Below are 18,414 nucleotides of genomic sequence, written 5' to 3'. Positions count from 1 at the left end.
CTGCCGCTCTCGCTCCGCGTACCCTGCACTCATCCGATGATCGATCCCAAGGAGCCGCGATGCGTGTCGCCCTGTTCCTGACCTGTGTCAACGACACGCTCTATCCGGACACCGGCCGCGCCGTGGTGAAACTGCTGACCAGGCTGGGCGTCGAGGTCGACTTCCCGATGGCGCAGACCTGCTGCGGGCAGGCACACTACAACACCGGTTACCGGCATGAGGCCGAGCCACTGGCCCGGCATTTCTCCGATGTCTTCGGTGAGTACGAGGCGATCGTGACGCCGTCCGGGTCGTGCGGCGCGATGGTGCGGGAACTGTATCCGCGGATGGGTGAGCGGGCGCGGGCGGAGGGCCGCGGGGACACCCTCGCGGCCACGCTCGCCCCGGTCGTGCCGAAGACGTACGAGCTCACCGAGTTCCTGGTGGATGTGCTCGGCGTGACGGACGTCGGCGCGTACTACCCGCACACCGTCACCTACCACCCCACCTGTCACGGGCTGCGCAGTCTCGGGCTCGGCGACCGGCCGCGCCGGCTCCTCCAGGCCGTCAAGGGGCTCGAACTGCGCGAGTTGCCGGGCGCGGACGAGTGCTGCGGCTTCGGCGGCACGTTCGCCGTCAAGAACCCCGATGTCTCGGCCGCGATGGGCGCCGACAAGGTGCACAACGCCGAGTCGACGGGTGCGGAAGTGCTGTGCGCCGCCGACAACTCCTGTCTGATGCACATCGGCGGCACGATGGCCCGGCTGGAGACGCGGATGCGGCCCGTGCACATCGCGGAGATCCTGGCCGGTACGGAAGAGGAGCCGAGCGCATGAGCGGTGGCACGTTCGTCGGTATGCCCGCGTTTCCCAAGGCGGCGCACGAGGCGGTCAACAACCCGACCCTGCGCGGCAATCTGCGCCACGCCACCCACACGATCCGCGCCAAGCGGGCGGTCGCCGTCGCGGAACTCGACGACTGGGCCGCGCTGCGCGAGGCCGGCAAGCAGATCAAGGACCACACGCTCCGTCATCTCGACCGCTACCTCGTGCAGTTGGAGGAGTCGGTCACCGCGGCCGGGGGCATCGTGCACTGGGCCGCCGATGCCGACGAGGCCAACCGGATCGTCGCCGACCTGGTGAAGATGACCGGGGAGAGCGAGGTCGTCAAGGTCAAGTCGATGGCCACGCAGGAGATCGGCCTCAACGAAGCCCTGGAGGCCGAGGGCATCCACGCCTACGAGACCGATCTCGCCGAGCTCATCGTGCAGTTGGGCAAGGACCGGCCCTCCCACATCCTCGTCCCGGCCATCCACCGCAACCGCGGCGAGATCCGCGACATCTTCGCGCGCGAGATGGGCGAGTGGGGCCGGCCGGCGCCGGAAGGCCTCACCGACACGCCCGCCGAACTGGCCGAAGCCGCCCGACTGCACCTGCGCGATAAGTTCCTGCGCGCGAAGGTCGGCATCTCCGGCGCCAACTTCATGGTCGCCGAGACCGGCACCCTGATGGTCGTGGAGTCCGAGGGCAACGGCCGGATGTGCCTGACCCTCCCCGAGACGCTGATCTCGGTCGTCGGCATCGAGAAGATCGTGCCGACCTGGCAGGACCTGGAGGTCTTCCTCCAGACCCTTCCCCGCTCCTCGACCGCCGAGCGTATGAACCCGTACACCTCGATGTGGACGGGCACCACGGATGCGGACGGCCCCCAGACCTTCCACCTGGTCCTCATCGACAACGGCCGCACCGACACGCTCGCCGACGAGGTCGGCCGCCAAGCCCTGCGCTGCATCCGCTGCTCGGCGTGTCTCAACGTCTGCCCGGTGTACGAGCGCGCGGGCGGCCATGCCTACGGCTCGGTCTACCCCGGCCCGATCGGGGCGATCCTCAGCCCCCAACTCCGGGGCACCGCAAGCGAGATCGACGCCTCGCTCCCGTACGCCTCCTCGCTCTGCGGCGCCTGCTACGAGGTCTGCCCGGTCGCCATCGACATCCCGGAGGTCCTCGTCCACCTGCGCGAACGGATCGCCGAGGGCGGTCAGGCGACGCGGGAGGGCAACAAGGTCGTCCTCAAGCCCGCCAAGGGGCACGCCGCCGAGCGGGCGGCGATGCGGGCAGCCCGCTGGGCGTTCAGCCACCCCGGCGCGCTGCGCACCGGCCAGCGGCTCGCCTCCCGGACCCGCCGCTTCCATCCACGCTCGCTGCCCGGTCCGGGCAAGGCATGGAGCGACACCCGGGATCTCCCGACAGTGCCCGCGGAGCCGTTCCGCGACTGGTGGCAGCGTACGCACGGCGGAAAGGACACGGACAAGTGAGCAGCAGGGATCTGATCCTGGGGCGGGTGCGGCGCGCGCTCGCCGACGTGCCGCGGGACGACACGCCGTACGAGCAGGCCGTTGAGCGGGGGTACCTGCGCGAGCACGGGGGGCGGAGTGTCGAGCAGACGGTGGATCTGCTGGCGGAGAACCTGGCGGACTACCGGGCGATCGTGCACCGCACAGACGCGGAAGAACTGCCGTACCTCATCATGCGGCTGCTCGCCGCGCGGGGACCCCAGTACGTGCTCGTTCCCCCGGGGCTCCCGCCGGAGTGGATGTCGGCCGCCGATCCCACCCGCGTGCACGACCGCGCCGCGAGCACGCCGCACGAACTCGACAAGGTCGAGAGCGTGGTCACGGGCTGCGCGCTCGCCATCGCCGAGACCGGCACCCTCGTCCTGGACGGCGGCCCGGACCAGGGACGCCGTCGCATCACGCTGGTCCCCGATCACCACATCTGTGTCGTCCGCGTCCCCGATCAAGTCGTCTCCTCCGTGCCTCAGGCCCTGGAGCGCCTGGATCCGACCCGCCCGCTGACCTGGATCTCCGGCCCTTCGGCGACCAGCGACATCGAGCTCGACCGGGTCGAGGGGGTGCACGGTCCGCGCACCCTGGAAGTGGTGCTGGTGAGCGGGGAGTGACCTGCGCGGTTAGCGTGAGGAGATGATCCGGTTCGAACAGGTCACCAAGCGCTACCCGGACGGCACGACGGCCGTGGACGGCCTCTCGTTCGAGGTCGCGGAGGGCGAACTCGTCACGCTCGTCGGCCCGTCGGGCTGCGGCAAGACGACGACCATGATGATGGTGAACCGGCTGATCGAACCGACCTCCGGCCGGATCTTCGTGAACGGCCAGGACGTCGCCACGGTCGACCCGGTGCGGCTGCGGAGGCGGATCGGGTACGTCATCCAGCAGGTGGGCCTGTTCCCGCACCGGACGATCCTCGACAACACGGCGACCGTGCCGACGCTCATCGGCTGGAAGAGGGCGAAGGCGCGGACGCGCGCCGCGGAGCTGCTCGATCTGGTGGGCCTGGACCCGAAGACGTACGGCTCGCGCTATCCGGAACAGCTGTCGGGCGGCCAGCGCCAGCGGGTCGGGGTGGCCCGGGCGCTCGCCGCCGATCCACCCGTACTGCTGATGGACGAGCCCTTCGGGGCCGTCGACCCGGTGGTCCGGGAACAGTTGCAGGACGAGTTCCTGCGCATGCAGGAGGCCGTGCGCAAGACGGTGCTGCTGGTCACGCACGACATCGAGGAGGCGGTACGGCTCGGCGACCGCATCGCGGTGTACGGGCAGGGCCGCATCGAGCAGTTCGACACGCCGGGGGCCGTGCTGGGCACCCCGGCCACTCCCTACGTCGCCGAGTTCGTCGGCGCCGACCGCGGGCTGAAGCGGCTGTCGGTCACCGACATCGAGCCCGGCGACCTGGAACAGCCGCCCGTCGCCCGCCTTGACGAGCCCGCCGAGACGGCGGTCGCCCGCTTGCGCGCGCAGGGCGCGCGATGGGCGGTCGTCCTGGACGCGGAGGACGATCTGCACGGGTGGGTGGGCGTCGACGAGTTGGCGGCGGGCGGGTCCGTCGGCGACCGCGCCCACCGAATGCTGCACTCTCCGGGGGACACCCCCGGCCCCCCGGCATGGGTCCCGGTGGGCGCCCCGCTGAAGCAGGCCTTCAGCGTGATGCTCCAGCACGACGCGGGCTGGGTCGCGGTACTGGACGGGACCCGCTTCCTCGGCGTACTCACCCCGGCGAAACTGCACGAGGCGCTGCGGCGGTCGGTGGACGCGGATGCGCGGGGGGTGCGGCGGGGGCAGGTGTCGTTCGACTCGATCTCCGATGCGTGAGCGCTCCGCTGGGTTGGGCCGTGGGGTGCGGGTCGGATTTTGGCTGCGGAGTGCGGGTCGTGCTTTGGCTGCGGGGCTGTTGTGGCTGAGCGCGCAGTTCCCCGCGCCCCTTCGGGGCGCCCCTTGGAGCGTCCCCCGGCGCGACTCAGGGCAGGGCGTTCTGCAGGTCGACGAGCACGGCGTGTGCCAGCTCGGCCGCTCCGGTGCCGGCGCCCGCGGCAGCCCCCGTGGCCGCGCCGGCCGCCACCGATGCGAGTACGGTCCTGATCCGGCCCAGCAGACCGCGCAGGCGTCCCACGTCCGGCTGGGACCGGGCGGCCTCCGCCAGAGCGGCCTCGGCGTCCTGGCGCACGGCGGTCTCGTCCTCGGCCGCCAGGCCGAGCGTCTCCAGCGCCGCGAGCAACGACCGTACGACCTCGGCGAGCCTGGCGCTCGCCCCCTCGTCGGCCGTCACGTACTGATGCTGGGTCACGTGGTGACCGCCGATCGCGATCTGGCTGCCGTGAATGGGCCCGTGGAACTGGGCACCGCCCGAACTCGTCAACGTACGCCTCCTGAACCGGAGTTCTCTTCCGGCGCGCTACCGAGGACAGCCTCCAGGCGAGCCGACAGGGCCGCCAGACGGGCGGTGAGCGGGGCGCCGCCGAGCTGCCCGGCCAGGCAGGCGAGGATCTGCTCGACGGCCCTGCGGACACGTTCCTCATTGATCCGGGGGCGGCCCAGCTCCACCTTGATCACCGCCGCGGCCTGCCGAATGACGTACTGCGAGTAGAGGTCGAGCCCCAGCCGATCGACTTCGACCCGCAGCGTTTCCACCACCTGTACGGGGTCGGCACGCCGCGCCGGCTGGAACTGCGCCCGGTACAACTGCTCGGGCCGTAAGTCGGTCCGATTCTGGGTGACATTCCCTTGGGAGTTGATCGCCACCTGGCTGTCGGTGATCGGGCCGAAGACATACACCAACGGAGTTGTCGGCTCGTCGGGACGCAGGCGGCTGATCTGCTCGGGGCTCGGCTCACGGGCCAGGCGCAGCAACCTGTCGTAGTCGGCGTAGTCGATGAGCGGGTGCACGTCCGAGTTGTCTCGCACGCGCCGAACCTCCTGCACTCGACTGGTCGGCTGCCGCGCCGGCGGCTCAACCTCGTGCCATCGGCTGGTGGGCTGCCTCGGTGGCAGCTCAACCCCTTGCCCCTGACTGGTCGGCTGCCGCGCCGGCGGCTCAACCTCGTGCCATCGGCTGGTCGGCTGCCTCACTTCCGGCTCAGTCTCGGTGGTGGGCCGGGGCGTGGCCTTGGCCTGAGTAGATTTGCTCTGAGTCCGGAATCGCGCACTGCCCATGTGAACCCCCCGTGGCAAAGCATCCCTCTCCAGCGTAGCGAGCCAAGGGCCGGGAGGAAGGCCTCATCCGGCATCGGAACGCCGCAATCTGGCCACTCCCGCACACGTATGTCTCTCCGATGCGAGGGCACCCGTTCCGCGGGAGGTCCACATGAACGCAAGTGCGACGGCACGGACCGGACGCATCAAGGCTCGGCGCGCGGCGAGGGGCTCGGGGGTGGAGTACGCCGCCCGGGCGGGTCTGACCGCGCGGGGCGTGATCTACCTGCTGGTCGGTGTGCTGGCACTGCGGATCGCCTTCGGGGACGGGAAGAAGCAGGCGGACCGCAACGGTGCCGTCGCGGAGATCGCGCAGCAGCCCTTCGGCGCGGTGCTGCTGTGGGCGCTGACTGTCGGCCTCGTCGGCATGGCGTTGTGGCGGCTGTCCGAGGCGTGCTTCGGTTCCGCCGGGCCGGACGGCCGGGCGGCGAAGAAGCGACTGCTGTCGGCCGTGCGCTTCGTGTTCTACGCGTTCGTCGCCTACTCGGTGCTGTCGTTCGCGGCGGGCTCGGGCAGTGGCGGGAAGGGTTCGAGCGACCAGCAGTCGCGGGATGTGACGGCCAAGGTGCTGGATCTGCCTGCGGGGCAGTGGATCGTCGGAGCCGCCGGAGTCGGCATCGTCGTGGCGGGTCTGCTGATCGGCGGGCGGGCCGTGTTGCGCAAGTACCACAAGAAGCTGAAGCTCGGTCAGATGTCGGCGCGCACGCGGCGGCTGGTGGATGTGACCGGTGTGGGCGGTGGCGCGGCGCGCGGGCTGGTGTTCGCCGCGGCGGGGTGCTTTGCCGTGCGCGCGGCGATCGACTACGAACCCGACCGGGCGAAGGGACTGGACGACACGATCCGCTCGTTCGCCCACACCCCGGCGGGACCGTGGCTGCTGGTGTGCGTCGCCGCCGGCCTCGTGCTGTTCGGTCTGTTCTCCTTCGCGATGGCCCGCTGGCGCCGGGTCTGAGGGCGCCTGAGGGCCTCTGAGGGCGTCACTTCAGCAGACCCTTGTCCTTCAGATAGGTCCGCGCCACGTCCTCGGGCAGCCGTCGCCAGCTGTCCACCTGCCGGTTCATCGATGCCAGGTCCGCGGTGGTGAGTACGTCGTTGAGCTTGCCGAGTGCCTTGGTGACGCCCTCGCTGCCGGCTCGCGAGCGGTTGATGACGGGCACGATGTAGTCGGCGTTCTGCAGATGTTTGTCGTCGGCGAGGAGGACGAGGCCGAACTCGTCGAGCGTCGCGTCCGTCGTCGTGGTCAGGAGCATCTGGTCCTGACCACTCTGCACGGCCCGCTTCGCCTGGGTGGTGCCCACGCCCTTCGGGTCGACGCCGGTGATGTCGATGCCGTACGTCTTCTTCAACCCCGGCTCGCAGTAGGGCCGTTGGACGCACTCGTCGCCCGCCGCGAGCCGTACCGGAAGATGGGACGCGCCGAGGTCGCTGAGCGTCTTCAGGTGATGCTGCCCGGCGTACGCCGCCGTCACCGCGAAGGCGTTCTGGTCGACGGCCCTGCCGGGGTCGAGGACGGTGAGGCCGCGCGGTGCGGCGAGCGACCGGAGCGCCTTCATCGTGGTGGCGAGATCGGGTGAGCCGACGGGCGGCGCGTCCGCCCCGTGGGTCTTGGCGTTCAGCCAGTCGGCGAAGGTGGCCGCGTACTCCGGTACCACGTCGATCTGGCCGGATTCCAGGGCGGGTTCGTAGAGTTCGCGGTTGGCGACCGTCAGCATGGAGGTCTTGTATCCGGCCTGGTCGAGCAGCAGCGCGTACATCTGGGCCAGCAGGTCGCTCTCGGTGAACCCGGCCGAGCCGATGGTCAGGTGCTTGCTGTCGCCGGGTGGCGCGGTGACCGCGCCGCGGTTCTCCAGGGACGGGCCGCTGCCGCAGCCGGTCAGCAGGACCAGGCTCAGCAGGGCCCCGCCTCGCCTCATCGGATGCCCCTCGCCCAGCGTGGTGCCAGCCGTTCGGCGATCTCGAAGATTCCCTCGACGATCAGGGCGAACACGGCGACGAGTATCGCGCCGGCGACCACCTGCGGGGTGCTCGCCAGGTTGAAGCCCGCGGTGATGATCCGGCCGAGTCCGCCGCCGCCCGCGAGCGCGGCGATCGTGGCGGTCGCGACGAGTTGGACCGCGGCGATCCGTACGCCGTTCATGACCATCGGGAGCGAAAGCGGCAGTTCTACGTGCAACAGCATCTGTCGGCCGGTCATCCCCATGCCTCGCGCCGAGCGCACCACGCTCCGGTCGACCTCGCGCATCCCGACGTAGGCGTTGGTGAGCAGCGGTGGTACGGCGAAGAGGACCAGCGCGACGACGGTCGGGCCCTCGCCCCACTTGCCGAGCGGGGTGAGCAGCAGGAGGACCAGTACGGCGAAGGTGGGGACGGCGCGGCCGATGTTGGAGATGTTGACGGCGAGCGCGCCGCCCTTGCCGAGGTGGCCCAGGACGAGGGCGACGGGCAGCGCGACGAGGCAGCTGATGACGAGGCAGACGACGGTCAGGACGAGGTGCTGGGCGAGGCGGTGCCAGACGCCGTCGTCCCCGGACCAGTGCGTGGGGTCGCCGAGCCAGTCCCAGGCCCCGGTCAGGGCGTTCATCCGCGGGCCGCCCGCGTCCAGGGGGTGATGAGCCGCTGTACCGCGAGCAGAAGGAGGTCCGCGGCGACGGCGATGACGACGCAGAGTACGGACGCGGTGAGGACCTGCGCCTTGAAGTAGGTGTTCATGCCCGCGTAGATGAGATTGCCGAGTCCCCCGAAGCCGACGATCGCGCCGACCGTCACCAGTGAGACCGCCGAGACGGTGGCGATGCGCAGTCCGGCCATCGAGGCGGGCACCGCGAGCGGCAGTTCCACGGTGAGCAGGAGGCGGATGGGCCCGTATCCCATGCCGCGGGCGGCCTGCCGGGTCTCCTCGGGGACGGCGCGCAGGCCCGCGAGGATGTTGCGGACGAGGAGGGTCAGCGAGTAGAGGACGAGTCCGGAGACGACCAGCGTGGCCGACAGCCCGTACACGGGCAGGAGCAGCGAGAACATCGCGAGGGACGGGATGGTGTAGAGGATCGTGGTCACCGCGAGGACGGGTCCGGCCGCCCAGCCCCAGCGCCGGGCCAGGACGGCCAGCGGCACCGCGATGACGAGTCCGACGAGCACGGAGACCGCCGTGAGCTGGAGGTGCTGGACGACCGCGTCCAGGAGGATCTGGCGGCGCGTGCTCAGATACTCACCGCAGATCCACTCGTTGCGGGCGAGACAGTCGTCCGGGGGCGCGGTCACGCGTCCATTCCATCGGAGGCGGGCGGGAGTCGGCGCGTTCTGGTGACCCGTACGGGGTGTCGCTGAGTACACCCCGCGCTACGGTTTCCGCCGCCAGGATCCAGGCTCCGGAGGGGACGATGACGTCAGACGCCCGTTCGGGAGGCGCCGAACCGTGCGACACGCCGCAGGAGTCGGCTTCGCCTTCCGACACGGCGGACCGGATGGTCGAGCTGTGGGAAGAGGCCGACCAGCACAGCACACGACCTGGAGGACACGCTCGACAAGTACGGACCCACGCAGATCCCCGACAGTCACCCGGCCCCATAGGCGCGGAATTTGTTTGGATCTGATCCTCCCAGGTAGTTCAGAAAGAGGTGGCCCGCTGGCCAACCGCTCCCGGGAGGGTTCGGCAGTGAGCTCGCCTCCGACCGCCCGGCCGGGGCAACCCCCCGGGCGGCCGGGTGTGCCCACCACCCGTGGGCTATGCCGCATCGGAGAGCACCTGTTCGCGCAGGGTGGCGCAGCAGTCGCTGAGGAGGCGCGAGACGTGCATCTGCGAGATGCCGAGCTGATCGGCGATGCAGCTCTGCGTCATGCCCTGGAAGAAGCGCAGGTAGAGGATGGCCCGTTCGCGCTCGGGGAGCTCGTGCAGGGCCGGCTTCACCGACTCGCGATCGATGACCAGGTCGAATCCGGTGTCGCGCGCGCCCAGCGCGTCGTTGAGCGCGTAGCCGTCGTCCCCGCCCGGCAGTTCGGCGTCCAGGGAGAGCGCGGAGAAGCTGTCCAGGGCCTCGAGACCGGTACGTACCTCGTCCTCGGTCAGGTGCGCGTACGCGGCGATCTCGGCGACGGTGGGTCGTTGGCCCTGCATCGTCTGCGACAGGTCCTTGAGGGCCGCGCGCACCCTGTTGCGCACGTCCTGGACGCGGCGCGGGACGTGCAGGGTCCACATGTGGTCGCGGAAGTGGCGCTTGATCTCGCCGGTGATGGTCGGGACGGCGTAGCTCTCGAAGGCGTTGCCGAGCTCGGGGTCGTAGCGGTCGACGGCCTTGACCAGGCCGAGCGCGGCCACCTGATTGAGGTCCTCGACCGACTCGCCCTTGCCCCGGTAGCGGCCGGCTACACGCTCCGACATGGGCAGCCAGGACCGGATGATCTCCTCGCGAAGCGCCTCCCGCTCGGGCCCGGCGGGCAGGCCCGCGAGGCGGACGAAGGCCGCGGCGGTGTCGGGGGCGTCGTCATGGGGGTGTCTTTTGGTGCCGGACGTCATGCGCATAGTGCTCACAACTCCCTCAGGGGTTGCCGACGGGGCAGTCCCCATGGGAGGGCGCGCACAAAAAACCGGACGGGAGACCATCCGGCGATCTGGCGGACCAGCTCCCACGGACGTGCCTCCTGTCCGAAGCACTGATAGGACAATTCCCCCATACCGGTCACCCAAACAAGCGCGAAACAATCCCGGAGAATCATCCAAGGGGAGTGACGCCGGGCGAGGGGGCGATTCTGGAGCGTCATGCATCGTCCGCGAATCCATATCCGTACGCCGCGAATTCACCGCACGATCTCCGCCTCCGCGACGCGCGATTTCCACGCTCTCCGCAATGCCGCCGAGCAATTCACCGCGCAACGCGTCGCGCGAACGAGCGATTCGGCGCCGGATTCACGGGGCGGATCCGAGGCGGGGCGCATCGGCACAGGTGACGAGCCGACCCGCCGGAACAACGCGCGTACGAGTCGCGCCCCACGGGCACGTGACCCCGGATTCACCCGGACCTCCGCCGACCGTTCACGGGGCAGCCGCACCGTGGAAATCTAATACTCATTGAGGAGAACGCAATTCTCGCCTGTGCGACCGTAACTGTTCAGTCAACGCCCATATCGGAGGACTGACGCGATAGCCCTTTATCCGAAGCCGGCCGAGGGCAGCTGGACCGAGCACTACCCGGACCTGGGAACGGGAGTGGTGTCCAGTTCAAGGAGTTCGCGCTCCAGGACGCCGGCACCCTCGTGGGCATCCAGCGGGCGCTGGAGTCGCGTAGGGACTCACGTGCGGCCGGCTCGGGTCCGGACGGCGGCGCACACCCCGCCGTCCACGAGGAGGTCGATCCCGCTGAGGAAACCGGCCTCGGACGACAACAGGAAGGCGACGGCCGCGGCGACGTCCTCGGACCGCCCCTGCCGGCCGAGCGGAGTCTGCCGCAGCAACCTCTCCGTCCCCGGATGGCTCACGGATTCCTGCCGCCCCTGAGGAGTGTCGATCAGCCCGGGGGACACCGAGCAGACACGGGCACCGAGCGGGCCGATGCGCACCGCCTCGCGCTGGACGAAGCGGTGCACCCCGCGCTTGGCCCACGCGTACGCGATGCCGGTGTCCTCGACGCCCGGCCCGACGGCCTCCTGGACGCGGTCGAGGAACCCCTCGTCGAGCGGGTCGTCCAGCACCGCGTCGACGGCCGGGGCGGGACCGGTGCCGCCGAGCAGCGGGGCCATCGACGCGAAGCACACCAGGGCCGTGCCCTCGGTCGCGAGCGGGCGAAGCGTCCGGGCCAGCAGCGCGGTCCCGACGAGGTCGACGGTGAAGATACGACGCCAGTCGGCCATGGTGGGCGAGATGCCCGCGGCGTGGGCGACGGCACGCAGGGTGCCCAGTTCGCCGACGCGTGCGGCGAGTCCGGCCAGAACCGCGGCATCGGTGATGTCGAGGACGAACGGTTCGACGACGGCCCCCTGCCCGGTGGCGGACAGGTCCCTGGCGGCCGCGGTCACGGTCGCCTCGTCCCGGTCGACGAGGAGCAGCCTGTCCACCTGGTCGGCGAGCCGCCGCGCGCAGGCCAGACCCATCCCGCGGCCGGCGCCGGTGACGATCCCGACGGTCGTGCGCTCATCCCCCAGAACCGTTCCAGGCTCTGCTGGGCCACCCGGCTCACCAGCTCGACGCGGTAGCCGCTGGCCGGGCTGCGCAGGAACACGAACGGGGCGCCGCCGGTACCCTTGCGCGTCGCCTCCCGGACGAAACCGTGGCGTTCCAGTTCGACGGCGTGATGCACGGCGCCGCCGACCGCCGGCTCCCACAGGGTCCCCGGGACGCGTCGGACGATCTCGAGACGGGGTGTCGTCGTTGAGTTCAACCGCAGCAAAGAAGTTCGTTCTTCAAAATGAGAACGATATTCTCACGTGCGGTCGGGCAGCGCAATGGAAGGACGGGAGCGCGGGTGAGACGGGGCGCCCGCGCCGCCGTCCCGCCACGCGTCAGCAGATCCTCGGCAACTGTTCCCCGATCGGCAGGTCGACCACCCGGGTGCCGCCCAGCCCGGTGCGGGCCACCACCATGCCCGGATGGGCGTCCACGGCCTCGCCGATGATCCTCGACTCCGTGCCCAGCGGGTGCGCCCGCATGGCGTCCAGAACGGCGTCGGCGTGCTCGCGGGGCACGAACGCCACCAGCTTGCCCTCGTTGGCCACGTACATCGGGTCGAGGCCCAGCACGGCGCAGGCGTTGGCGACGGCCGGTGGGACCGGGACGTCACGCTCCCGGATGACGACGCCGGTGCCCGAGGCCGCCGCGATCTCGTTCAGGGCGGCGGCCAGCCCGCCCCGGGTGGGATCGCGCAGCACATGCAGATCCGGGGTGACGGCGAGCATGGCGTCGACCAGACCGCCGAGCGCCGCACAGTCGCTCTCGATCTCCACCCCGAACTCCAGGCCCTCACGCACGCTCATGATCGCCACACCGTGCACGCCGATCGCACCGCTGACCAGCACGACATCGCCGGGCACGACCCGCTGCGGGCGCAGGTCGACGCCCGCCGGGATGAGCCCGATCCCGGCCGTGTTGATGAAGATCCCGTCGCCGTGCCCGGCCTCCACCACCTTGGTGTCGCCGGTCGCGACCTCGACGCCCGCGGTCCGCGCCGCCGCGCCGAATGCCTCGGCCACGCGGGCGACGGTCTCCATCTCGACGCCCTCCTCCAGGATGAAGCCGCAGGAGAGGTAGGCGGCCCGGGCGCCGCTCATGGCGAGGTCGTTGACGGTGCCGTTGACGGCGAGGTCACCGATGCTGCCGCCGGGGAAGAACAGTGGCCGCACCACGAAGGAGTCGGTGGAGAAGGCCATCCGGACACCGCCCAACGACAGTGCCGCGGCGTCGCCCAGCTGGGCGAGCACGTCACCGCCGAACGCGGGCGCGAAGACGTGCTGGACGAGTTCGGCGGACAGGGCTCCGCCTCCCCCGTGGCCCATGACGATCCGCGGCTGGTCGCGCAGCGGCGCCGGGCAGGTCCAGGCGGCGGGGTCGAGTACGGGCGTACGGAGTTCGGTGGTGCCGATGGTCTCAGACAACGGGGGTCGCCTCCCGGGGCGCGGGGGTGAGGTCCAGGCGCCGGTAGAGGTAGTACGCGGCGCAGGCGCCCTCGCTGGAGACCATGGTGGCGCCGAGCGGGGTGCGAGGGGTGCAGAGCGTGCCGAACGCCTCGCACTCGTGCGGCTTGAGCAGGCCCTGCAGGACCTCGCCACTGCGGCAGGCGGCCGGTTCGCGGGTCTGGATGCCGTCGACCGAGAAACGGTGCTCGGCGTCGTACTCCCGGTACTTCGGGGACAGCCGCCAGCCGCTGTCGGGGATCACCCCGATGCCGCGCCAGGCCCGGTCGGTGACCTCGAAGACATCCTCCAGCATGGCCCGCGCCGCCGGATTCCCTTCCGGGCGGACGGCACGGGGGTAGGCGTTGTCGACGGTGTGCTCGCCGCGCTCCAGCTGCGCCACGGTCCGGCGTACGCCTTCGAGGATGTCCAGGGGCTCGAATCCGGTCACGACGATCGGGACCCGGAAGCGCTCCGCCAGTTCCGGGTACTCCCCCACCCCCATCACGCTGCACACGTGCCCGGCCGCCAGGAAGCCCTGGACGCGGCAGGTCGGTGACTGCATGATCGCCTCGATGGCGGGCGGTACGCGGACGTGGGACACCAGCAGGCTGAAGTTCGGGATGCCGAGCTTGCGGGCCTGATACACCGTCATCGCGTTGGGCGGCGCGGTCGTCTCGAAGCCGATGCCGAAGAAGACGACCTCGCGGTCGGGGTTCTGCTGGGCGATCCGCAGGGCGTCGAGCGGCGAGTACACGACCCGTACGTCGCCGCCCGCGCTCCGCACCTGGAACAGGTCCCGTCCCGTGCCGGGCACCCGGAGCATGTCGCCGAAGGAACAGAAGATCACCCCCGGCCGGGAGGCGATCTCCAGCGCCTTGTCGATGACCTCCAACGGGGTCACACACACGGGACACCCCGGACCGTGGATCAACTCGACCTGGTCCGGCAGGAGTTGGTCGATGCCGTGGCGGATGATGGTGTGCGTCTGTCCGCCACAGACCTCCATCAGCGCCCATGGCCTGGTCACCGTGGAGTGGATGTCGTCGAGCAGCCGACGTGCCAGGTCGGGGTCCTGGAACTCGTCGATGTACTTCACTTCCGCGCCTCCTCTCCCGCGGACGGCAGGGTCTCGCCCACCTCTGCGGCCATCTCCCAGGGGTCGCCGAACTCCTCCTGCAGCAGGCCGAGGGTGGCGAACAGTTCGAGCGTCTGCTTCGCCGACTCCTCGTCGAGGCGCTGCAGGGCGAATCCGACGTGCACGATGGCGTACTCACCGACCTGGAGGTCGGGCAGGTACTCCAGGCACACCTCCTTGACCACACCGCCGAAGTCGACGTTGGCCATCCGGGTGCCGTCCCGTTCCTCGATGTCCAGCACTCTGCCGGGTACCGCCAGGCACATGAGCCTCTCCTCGCTGTTGGTCAGTCGTTGGCTCGGGTACGGTCCTCGGCGCGCGCGGCCACCACTAGCTGCCCGAGGGCCAGACCGCCGTCGCCCGGCGGGACCAGGCGGTGGCGCAGGACCGTGAATCCGTCCGCGCCCAGGGCCGCCGCGCAGGCGGAGGACAGCAGCGAGTTGGCGAACACCCCGCCGGTCAGGGCCACCGTCTCCACCGCGTGCCGTTCGCGCGCCAGCACACAGACGCGGTGCACGAGACCGGCGACGGCCCGATGGAAGCGCGCCGCGACGACGGCCGGTCCGGCCCCCGAGCGCAGGTCCTCGACGATCGCCGCGAGCACAGGTGCGGGATCCGCGAGGACGGGGCCCTCATCCGCACCGCCGCGTGAACGGTCGGTCATTCCTGCCGGTCGTAGGGCGAACGCGTACGCGACAGGGTCCCCGGCGGGAGCCTCCAGCGCCGCGGCCTCCAGCTCCATCGCCGCCTGGGCCTCGTAGCCGGCCGCGTGGCACACGCCCACGAGGGAGGACACCGCGTCGAAGAGGCGGCCCATGCTGGAGGTGGGGACACAGTTCAGGTCGCGCTCCAACTGCCGCTTCAGCACGCGCCGTTCGTCGGGCGGGCAGGCACTCGCGCAGGCCAGCTCGTCCGACCAGTCGATCCCCGCCGCGCGCAGATGCGCGAGCGCCATCCGGTACGGCCGTCGCACCGCCGCGTCACCGCCGGGCAGCGGCACATACGCGAGGTGCCCGAACCGGGTGAAGCCGTCGTAGTCGGCGAGCAGGATCTCCCCGCCCCACACCGCCCCGTCGTCGCCGTAACCCGTGCCGTCGAAGGCGACCCCGATCACCGGCCGGCCGCCGTCGAGCCCGTGTTCGGCCATCGCGGCGGCGACATGGGCGTGGTGGTGCTGGACGCGTACGACGGGCCTGCCCGACGCGTTCCGGTCGGCCCAGCGCGCCGAACGGTATGCGGGGTGCCGGTCCGCCGCGAGCAGTTCGGGACGTACGGGGGTGATGGACTCCAGTTGGGCCACGGCGCGTTCGAAGGCGTGCTGGGTGGCGAGGTCGTCCATGTCGCCGATGTGGGCGGAGAGCCAGGCCCGGCGGCCCTCGCCGAGGCAGAGCGCGTTCTTGAGGTCCCCGCCGACGGCGAGGGCCGGACGCACCGGGACCGGCAGGGTCAGCGGCAGGGGCGCGTAGCCGCGGGCACGGCGCAGCGGCAACAACGCGCCGTCGCACACGCGCACCACGGAGTCGTCGCACGGCACATGGATCGGCCGGTCGTGGGTGAGCCAGCCGTCGGCCAGCCGCGCCAGCCGCTCCAGCGCCTCCCCGTCGTCGGTGACGATCGGCTCACCGGACACGTTGCCGCTGGTCATGACGAGCAGTAGGGGTCCCTCGGGGTCGCCGGGCAGTCCGAACAGCAGGTGGTGCAGGGGGGTGTACGGCAGCATGACGCCGAGGTCGGGGCTGCCGGGCGCGACGGAGTCGGCGGGCCGTGGTGCCCCCGCCACGGGTACCTCCCTGCGGCGGCGCAGCAGCACGATGGGCCGGGTGGCGCCGTCGAGCAGGCTCCGCTCCTCGGCGCCGATCCGTACGAGGTGCCAGAGGTCGTCGAGGCTTCGGGCCATGACGGCGAAGGGTTTGTCCCCTCGGGCCTTGCGGCGGCGCAGCAGGGCGACGGCTTCGGGGTTCGTGGCGTCGCAGGCCAGGTGGTAGCCGCCGAGGCCCTTGACCGCGAGGATCGCGCCGCCCGCCAGGAGCCGGCGAGCCTCGGCGACCGGGTCCGCTCCGGCGACGGGCTCCGGAGGGCCGCTCACGCCCGGTCGGGGGACGAGCAGCCGCAGTCGCGGGCCGCAGGCCGGGCAGGCGACGGGTTGCGCGTGGAAGCGGCGGTCGGCCGGATCGGCGTACTCGCGGGCGCAGTCGGAACACATCGGGAAGCCGGCCATGGTGGTGTGGGAGCGGTCGTAGGGCAGGCCGGTGACGATGGTGAACCGGGGGCCGCAGTGGGTGCAGTTGATGAAGGGGTGGCGGTGACGCCGGTCGGCGGGGTCGGCGAGTTCACGCAGGCAGTCGGCGCAGGTGGCGGTGTCCGGCGGGATCAGGGTGCCCGCCGGGCCGCCCGTGCGGGAGGCGAGGATGGTGAACGCGGCGTCACCGGTGACGGGTACGTCGTCGTGGTGCACGGAGTCCACGCGGGCCAGCGGCGGTGCCTGGACGGCGATGCGGTCGCAGAAGCGGGCGACGGCCGAGGGGGCGCCCTCGACCTCCGCGATGACGCCCTCGGGGGTGTTGGTGACATGGCCGGACAGTTCGAGGCCGGTGGCGAGGGTGTAGACGTACGGGCGGAAGCCGACGCCCTGCACGACACCCCGTACGGTGACCCGTCGGCGCAGCGGTGTCCCGTCGGCGACGGCGGCCATGGAGGGCGGACCGCTCACGATTGGGTGTGCGCCATGGCGCCGGCGCCGTGCGGGTGCTCGTGGCCGTGATGTGGGTGGGTGTGTGAGGCGCCGTCGGGTCGGCGTGCCATGACGGGCTCGTGGAGCGGGACGCCGTCCGCGGCCGCCAGCGCCCGGTCGAGCAGGGCTCCGACGCCCCGGTTCCGGCGGGCCGAGGTCAGCAGCACGTCCACTCCAGGGTTGACCCGCTGGACGTTCGCGCGGAACGCCGCCTCGTCGAACTCGACGGCCTCGGCGATGTCGGTCTTGGTGACCACCACCAGGTGGGCGAGGCCGAAGGCGGTGGGGTACTTGAGCGGCTTGTCCTCGCCCTCGGTCACGGAGGCGAGCACCACTCTCAGGGTCTCCCCGAGGTCGTAGGAGGCCGGGCAGACGAGGTTGCCGACGTTCTCGACGAACAGGAGCCGGGTGTCGTCGGGCAGCCAGTCCTCCAGGTGGCGGCCGAGCATCGCGGCCTCCAGGTGGCACAGCCCGTCCGTGAGGACCTGCTTGACCGGGACGCCCGACCGGGCCAGCCGCTGCGCGTCGTTCTCGGTGGCGAGGTCGGCGGTGAGCGCCGCGACGGGCACGGACCGCTCGCGCGCGAGCCCCAGTTCACCCTCCAGCAGGGCGGTCTTGCCGCTGCCGGGGCTGGAGAGCAGGTTGACGACCGTGGTGCCGCGGGCCGCAAGGCCGGCGCGCAGGGTGTGCGCGGTCTCGTCGTTCTTGGCCAGGACGGCCTGCTGCAGGTCGACCACACGGCACATGGTTCAGCGCTCCTCGGAGATCGGTTCGCGGGGGTGGGCGTGCGTCGGGCCGTCCTCCCACTGCACGCTGAGGATCTGGAGTTCCCTGCCCGTCAGTAGCTGCGTGGTGGATCCGCCGCATCGCGGGCAGGTCAGCGCGGGCGGCATGCCGACGGCCCATTCGTGCGCGCAGGGTGCGCAGCGGGCCCGTCCCGGCACGGCCTCGGTGACCAGTTCGGCGCCTTCCAGCACGGTTCCGGCGCAGGCCAGTTCGAAGCAGAAGGAGAGGGCGTCGGGTACGACACCGGCCAGTTCGCCCACCTGAAGCCGCACCGAGCGCACGGCCGTGACGTCACCGGCCCGCTGTGCCGCCTCTTCCACCTGGCCGATCACCGCCATCGCGAGGGACATCTCGTGCATCGATCGGTCTCCGTCTCGGGCAGGGCGTCCGCCGCCCCTCATTAGAGGGGAGGCGTCCGAGGGCGGCGGACCGGCACGCCGTCGCCGGCCGGCCGCGTACGCCGTTCGCCGCAACGGCACGGCGCGGTGCGGCAGAAGACGGCGGAGGGCGTACGACCGGGAGGACGTCGGCTCACATGCTCCTGATCCGCAGGTAGCGTCTGAGGTCGGGCAGGATCTGCACGAGGACGGCGGTGACAACGGCGGCCAGCGCGCCGCCGACGAGGGTCTTGATCATGGCTTC

General features: G+C 71.2%; 19 protein-coding genes. 5 read left to right on the top strand and 14 right to left on the bottom strand.

Features of this window, described 5'->3' with window-relative positions; all coding sequences use genetic code 11:
- Positions 1-59 precede the first annotated feature (59 nt).
- From OG798_RS46190 to OG798_RS46175, 4 genes are read left to right on the top strand one after another with little or no spacing between them, the layout of a single operon-like run.
- Entirely contained in the window at positions 60-815 is a 756-nt protein-coding gene (locus tag OG798_RS46190; RefSeq protein ID WP_097223753.1) for a (Fe-S)-binding protein, read from the top strand.
- Positions 812-2,293 carry a LutB/LldF family L-lactate oxidation iron-sulfur protein gene (locus tag OG798_RS46185; protein WP_328759050.1) on the top strand — a complete coding sequence of 494 codons (1,482 nt, stop codon included), beginning with the start codon at positions 812-814 and terminating at the stop codon, positions 2,291-2,293. Before OG798_RS46190 ends, OG798_RS46185 begins: the two co-directional genes overlap by 4 nt.
- A complete protein-coding gene (locus OG798_RS46180; protein ID WP_121414037.1) occupies positions 2,290-2,937 on the top strand; it encodes a LutC/YkgG family protein in 648 nt (215 codons plus the stop codon). The genes OG798_RS46185 and OG798_RS46180 overlap by 4 nt, the downstream gene beginning before the upstream one ends.
- 22 nt (positions 2,938-2,959) lie before the next feature.
- Positions 2,960-4,144 carry an ABC transporter ATP-binding protein gene (locus OG798_RS46175; protein WP_120986569.1) on the top strand — a complete coding sequence of 395 codons (1,185 nt, stop codon included), beginning with the start codon at positions 2,960-2,962 and terminating at the stop codon, positions 4,142-4,144.
- A gap of 145 nt (positions 4,145-4,289) precedes the next feature.
- Here the strand turns inward: OG798_RS46175 and OG798_RS46170 are convergent, their stop codons facing one another.
- Both OG798_RS46170 and OG798_RS46165 read right to left on the bottom strand, forming a co-directional pair.
- Complete coding sequence (locus OG798_RS46170; protein WP_121414038.1) at positions 4,290-4,688, bottom strand: hypothetical protein; 399 nt, start codon at positions 4,686-4,688, stop codon at positions 4,290-4,292.
- Complete coding sequence (locus tag OG798_RS46165; protein WP_328759049.1) at positions 4,685-5,233, bottom strand: hypothetical protein; 549 nt, start codon at positions 5,231-5,233, stop codon at positions 4,685-4,687. The genes OG798_RS46170 and OG798_RS46165 overlap by 4 nt, the downstream gene beginning before the upstream one ends.
- Before the next feature lie 400 nt (positions 5,234-5,633).
- Here OG798_RS46165 and OG798_RS46160 point away from each other — a divergent pair, with 400 nt between their 5' ends.
- Positions 5,634-6,473 (top strand): DUF1206 domain-containing protein, encoded by an 840-nt coding sequence (locus OG798_RS46160; protein ID WP_120986565.1) that lies wholly within the window; start codon positions 5,634-5,636, stop codon positions 6,471-6,473.
- Positions 6,474-6,498: 25 nt separating this feature from the next.
- Here the strand turns inward: OG798_RS46160 and OG798_RS46155 are convergent, their stop codons facing one another.
- From OG798_RS46155 to OG798_RS56765, 12 genes are all read right to left on the bottom strand, one after another.
- On the bottom strand, positions 6,499-7,434 hold the full coding sequence (locus OG798_RS46155; protein ID WP_328759048.1) for an ABC transporter substrate-binding protein: 936 nt from the start codon (positions 7,432-7,434) through the stop codon (positions 6,499-6,501).
- The gene (locus tag OG798_RS46150) at positions 7,431-8,102 is read right to left on the bottom strand and encodes an ABC transporter permease (protein ID WP_097223759.1); all 672 of its coding nucleotides are present in this window, start codon (positions 8,100-8,102) and stop codon (positions 7,431-7,433) included. The genes OG798_RS46155 and OG798_RS46150 overlap by 4 nt, the downstream gene beginning before the upstream one ends.
- Positions 8,099-8,779, bottom strand: a complete 681-nt coding sequence (locus OG798_RS46145) for an ABC transporter permease (protein ID WP_067360371.1) — start codon at positions 8,777-8,779, stop codon at positions 8,099-8,101. The genes OG798_RS46150 and OG798_RS46145 overlap by 4 nt, the downstream gene beginning before the upstream one ends.
- Before the next feature lie 463 nt (positions 8,780-9,242).
- A complete protein-coding gene (locus OG798_RS46140; RefSeq protein WP_351527002.1) occupies positions 9,243-10,037 on the bottom strand; it encodes a SigB/SigF/SigG family RNA polymerase sigma factor in 795 nt (264 codons plus the stop codon).
- Positions 10,038-10,804: 767 nt separating this feature from the next.
- A complete protein-coding gene (locus tag OG798_RS46135; RefSeq protein ID WP_328760166.1) occupies positions 10,805-11,626 on the bottom strand; it encodes an SDR family oxidoreductase in 822 nt (273 codons plus the stop codon).
- Positions 11,627-12,010: 384 nt separating this feature from the next.
- Positions 12,011-13,099, bottom strand: coding sequence for a hydrogenase expression/formation protein HypE (gene hypE, locus OG798_RS46130; protein ID WP_328759047.1), 1,089 nt, complete (start codon positions 13,097-13,099; stop codon positions 12,011-12,013).
- A complete protein-coding gene (gene hypD / locus OG798_RS46125) occupies positions 13,092-14,216 on the bottom strand; it encodes a hydrogenase formation protein HypD (RefSeq protein ID WP_095851011.1) in 1,125 nt (374 codons plus the stop codon). The genes hypE and hypD overlap by 8 nt, the downstream gene beginning before the upstream one ends.
- A complete protein-coding gene (locus OG798_RS46120; protein ID WP_095857564.1) occupies positions 14,213-14,521 on the bottom strand; it encodes a HypC/HybG/HupF family hydrogenase formation chaperone in 309 nt (102 codons plus the stop codon). Before OG798_RS46120 ends, hypD begins: the two co-directional genes overlap by 4 nt.
- Positions 14,522-14,541: 20 nt before the next feature.
- Positions 14,542-16,947: a carbamoyltransferase HypF gene (gene hypF / locus OG798_RS46115; protein ID WP_328760165.1), complete on the bottom strand. Its 2,406-nt coding sequence runs from the start codon at positions 16,945-16,947 to the stop codon at positions 14,542-14,544.
- Between the two features lie 14 nt (positions 16,948-16,961).
- Positions 16,962-17,732: a hydrogenase nickel incorporation protein HypB gene (hypB, locus tag OG798_RS46110; RefSeq protein ID WP_328759046.1), complete on the bottom strand. Its 771-nt coding sequence runs from the start codon at positions 17,730-17,732 to the stop codon at positions 16,962-16,964.
- Positions 17,733-17,735: 3 nt separating this feature from the next.
- Positions 17,736-18,131 (bottom strand): hydrogenase maturation nickel metallochaperone HypA, encoded by a 396-nt coding sequence (hypA, locus tag OG798_RS46105; protein WP_120986554.1) that lies wholly within the window; start codon positions 18,129-18,131, stop codon positions 17,736-17,738.
- Positions 18,132-18,303: 172 nt separating this feature from the next.
- Positions 18,304-18,408: a DUF6893 family small protein gene (locus OG798_RS56765; protein ID WP_373558897.1), complete on the bottom strand. Its 105-nt coding sequence runs from the start codon at positions 18,406-18,408 to the stop codon at positions 18,304-18,306.
- Between the last annotated feature and the right edge of the window lie 6 nt (positions 18,409-18,414).

This window comes from Streptomyces sp. NBC_00271 (assembly GCF_036178845.1).
Taxonomy (GTDB): domain Bacteria; phylum Actinomycetota; class Actinomycetes; order Streptomycetales; family Streptomycetaceae; genus Streptomyces.
Note: the sequence above shows the minus strand (reverse complement) of the source record. Positions and strands in the feature narration are given on the sequence as shown.

Excerpts from the sequence above, each read along its gene's own strand:
- OG798_RS46190 (WP_097223753.1), top strand. The coding sequence starts at position 60 with ATGCGTGTCGCCCTGTTCCTGACCTGTGTCAACGACACGCTCTATCCG.
- OG798_RS46185 (WP_328759050.1), top strand. The coding sequence starts at position 812 with ATGAGCGGTGGCACGTTCGTCGGTATGCCCGCGTTTCCCAAGGCGGCG.
- OG798_RS46175 (WP_120986569.1), top strand. The coding sequence starts at position 2,960 with ATGATCCGGTTCGAACAGGTCACCAAGCGCTACCCGGACGGCACGACG.
- OG798_RS46160 (WP_120986565.1), top strand. The coding sequence starts at position 5,634 with ATGAACGCAAGTGCGACGGCACGGACCGGACGCATCAAGGCTCGGCGC.
- OG798_RS46155 (WP_328759048.1), bottom strand. The coding sequence starts at position 7,434 with ATGAGGCGAGGCGGGGCCCTGCTGAGCCTGGTCCTGCTGACCGGCTGC.
- OG798_RS46150 (WP_097223759.1), bottom strand. The coding sequence starts at position 8,102 with ATGAACGCCCTGACCGGGGCCTGGGACTGGCTCGGCGACCCCACGCAC.
- OG798_RS46140 (WP_351527002.1), bottom strand. The coding sequence starts at position 10,037 with ATGCGCATGACGTCCGGCACCAAAAGACACCCCCATGACGACGCCCCC.
- OG798_RS46120 (WP_095857564.1), bottom strand. The coding sequence starts at position 14,521 with ATGTGCCTGGCGGTACCCGGCAGAGTGCTGGACATCGAGGAACGGGAC.
- hypF (WP_328760165.1), bottom strand. The coding sequence starts at position 16,947 with ATGGCCGCCGTCGCCGACGGGACACCGCTGCGCCGACGGGTCACCGTA.
- hypB (WP_328759046.1), bottom strand. The coding sequence starts at position 17,732 with ATGTGCCGTGTGGTCGACCTGCAGCAGGCCGTCCTGGCCAAGAACGAC.
- hypA (WP_120986554.1), bottom strand. The coding sequence starts at position 18,131 with ATGCACGAGATGTCCCTCGCGATGGCGGTGATCGGCCAGGTGGAAGAG.
- OG798_RS56765 (WP_373558897.1), bottom strand. The coding sequence starts at position 18,408 with ATGATCAAGACCCTCGTCGGCGGCGCGCTGGCCGCCGTTGTCACCGCC.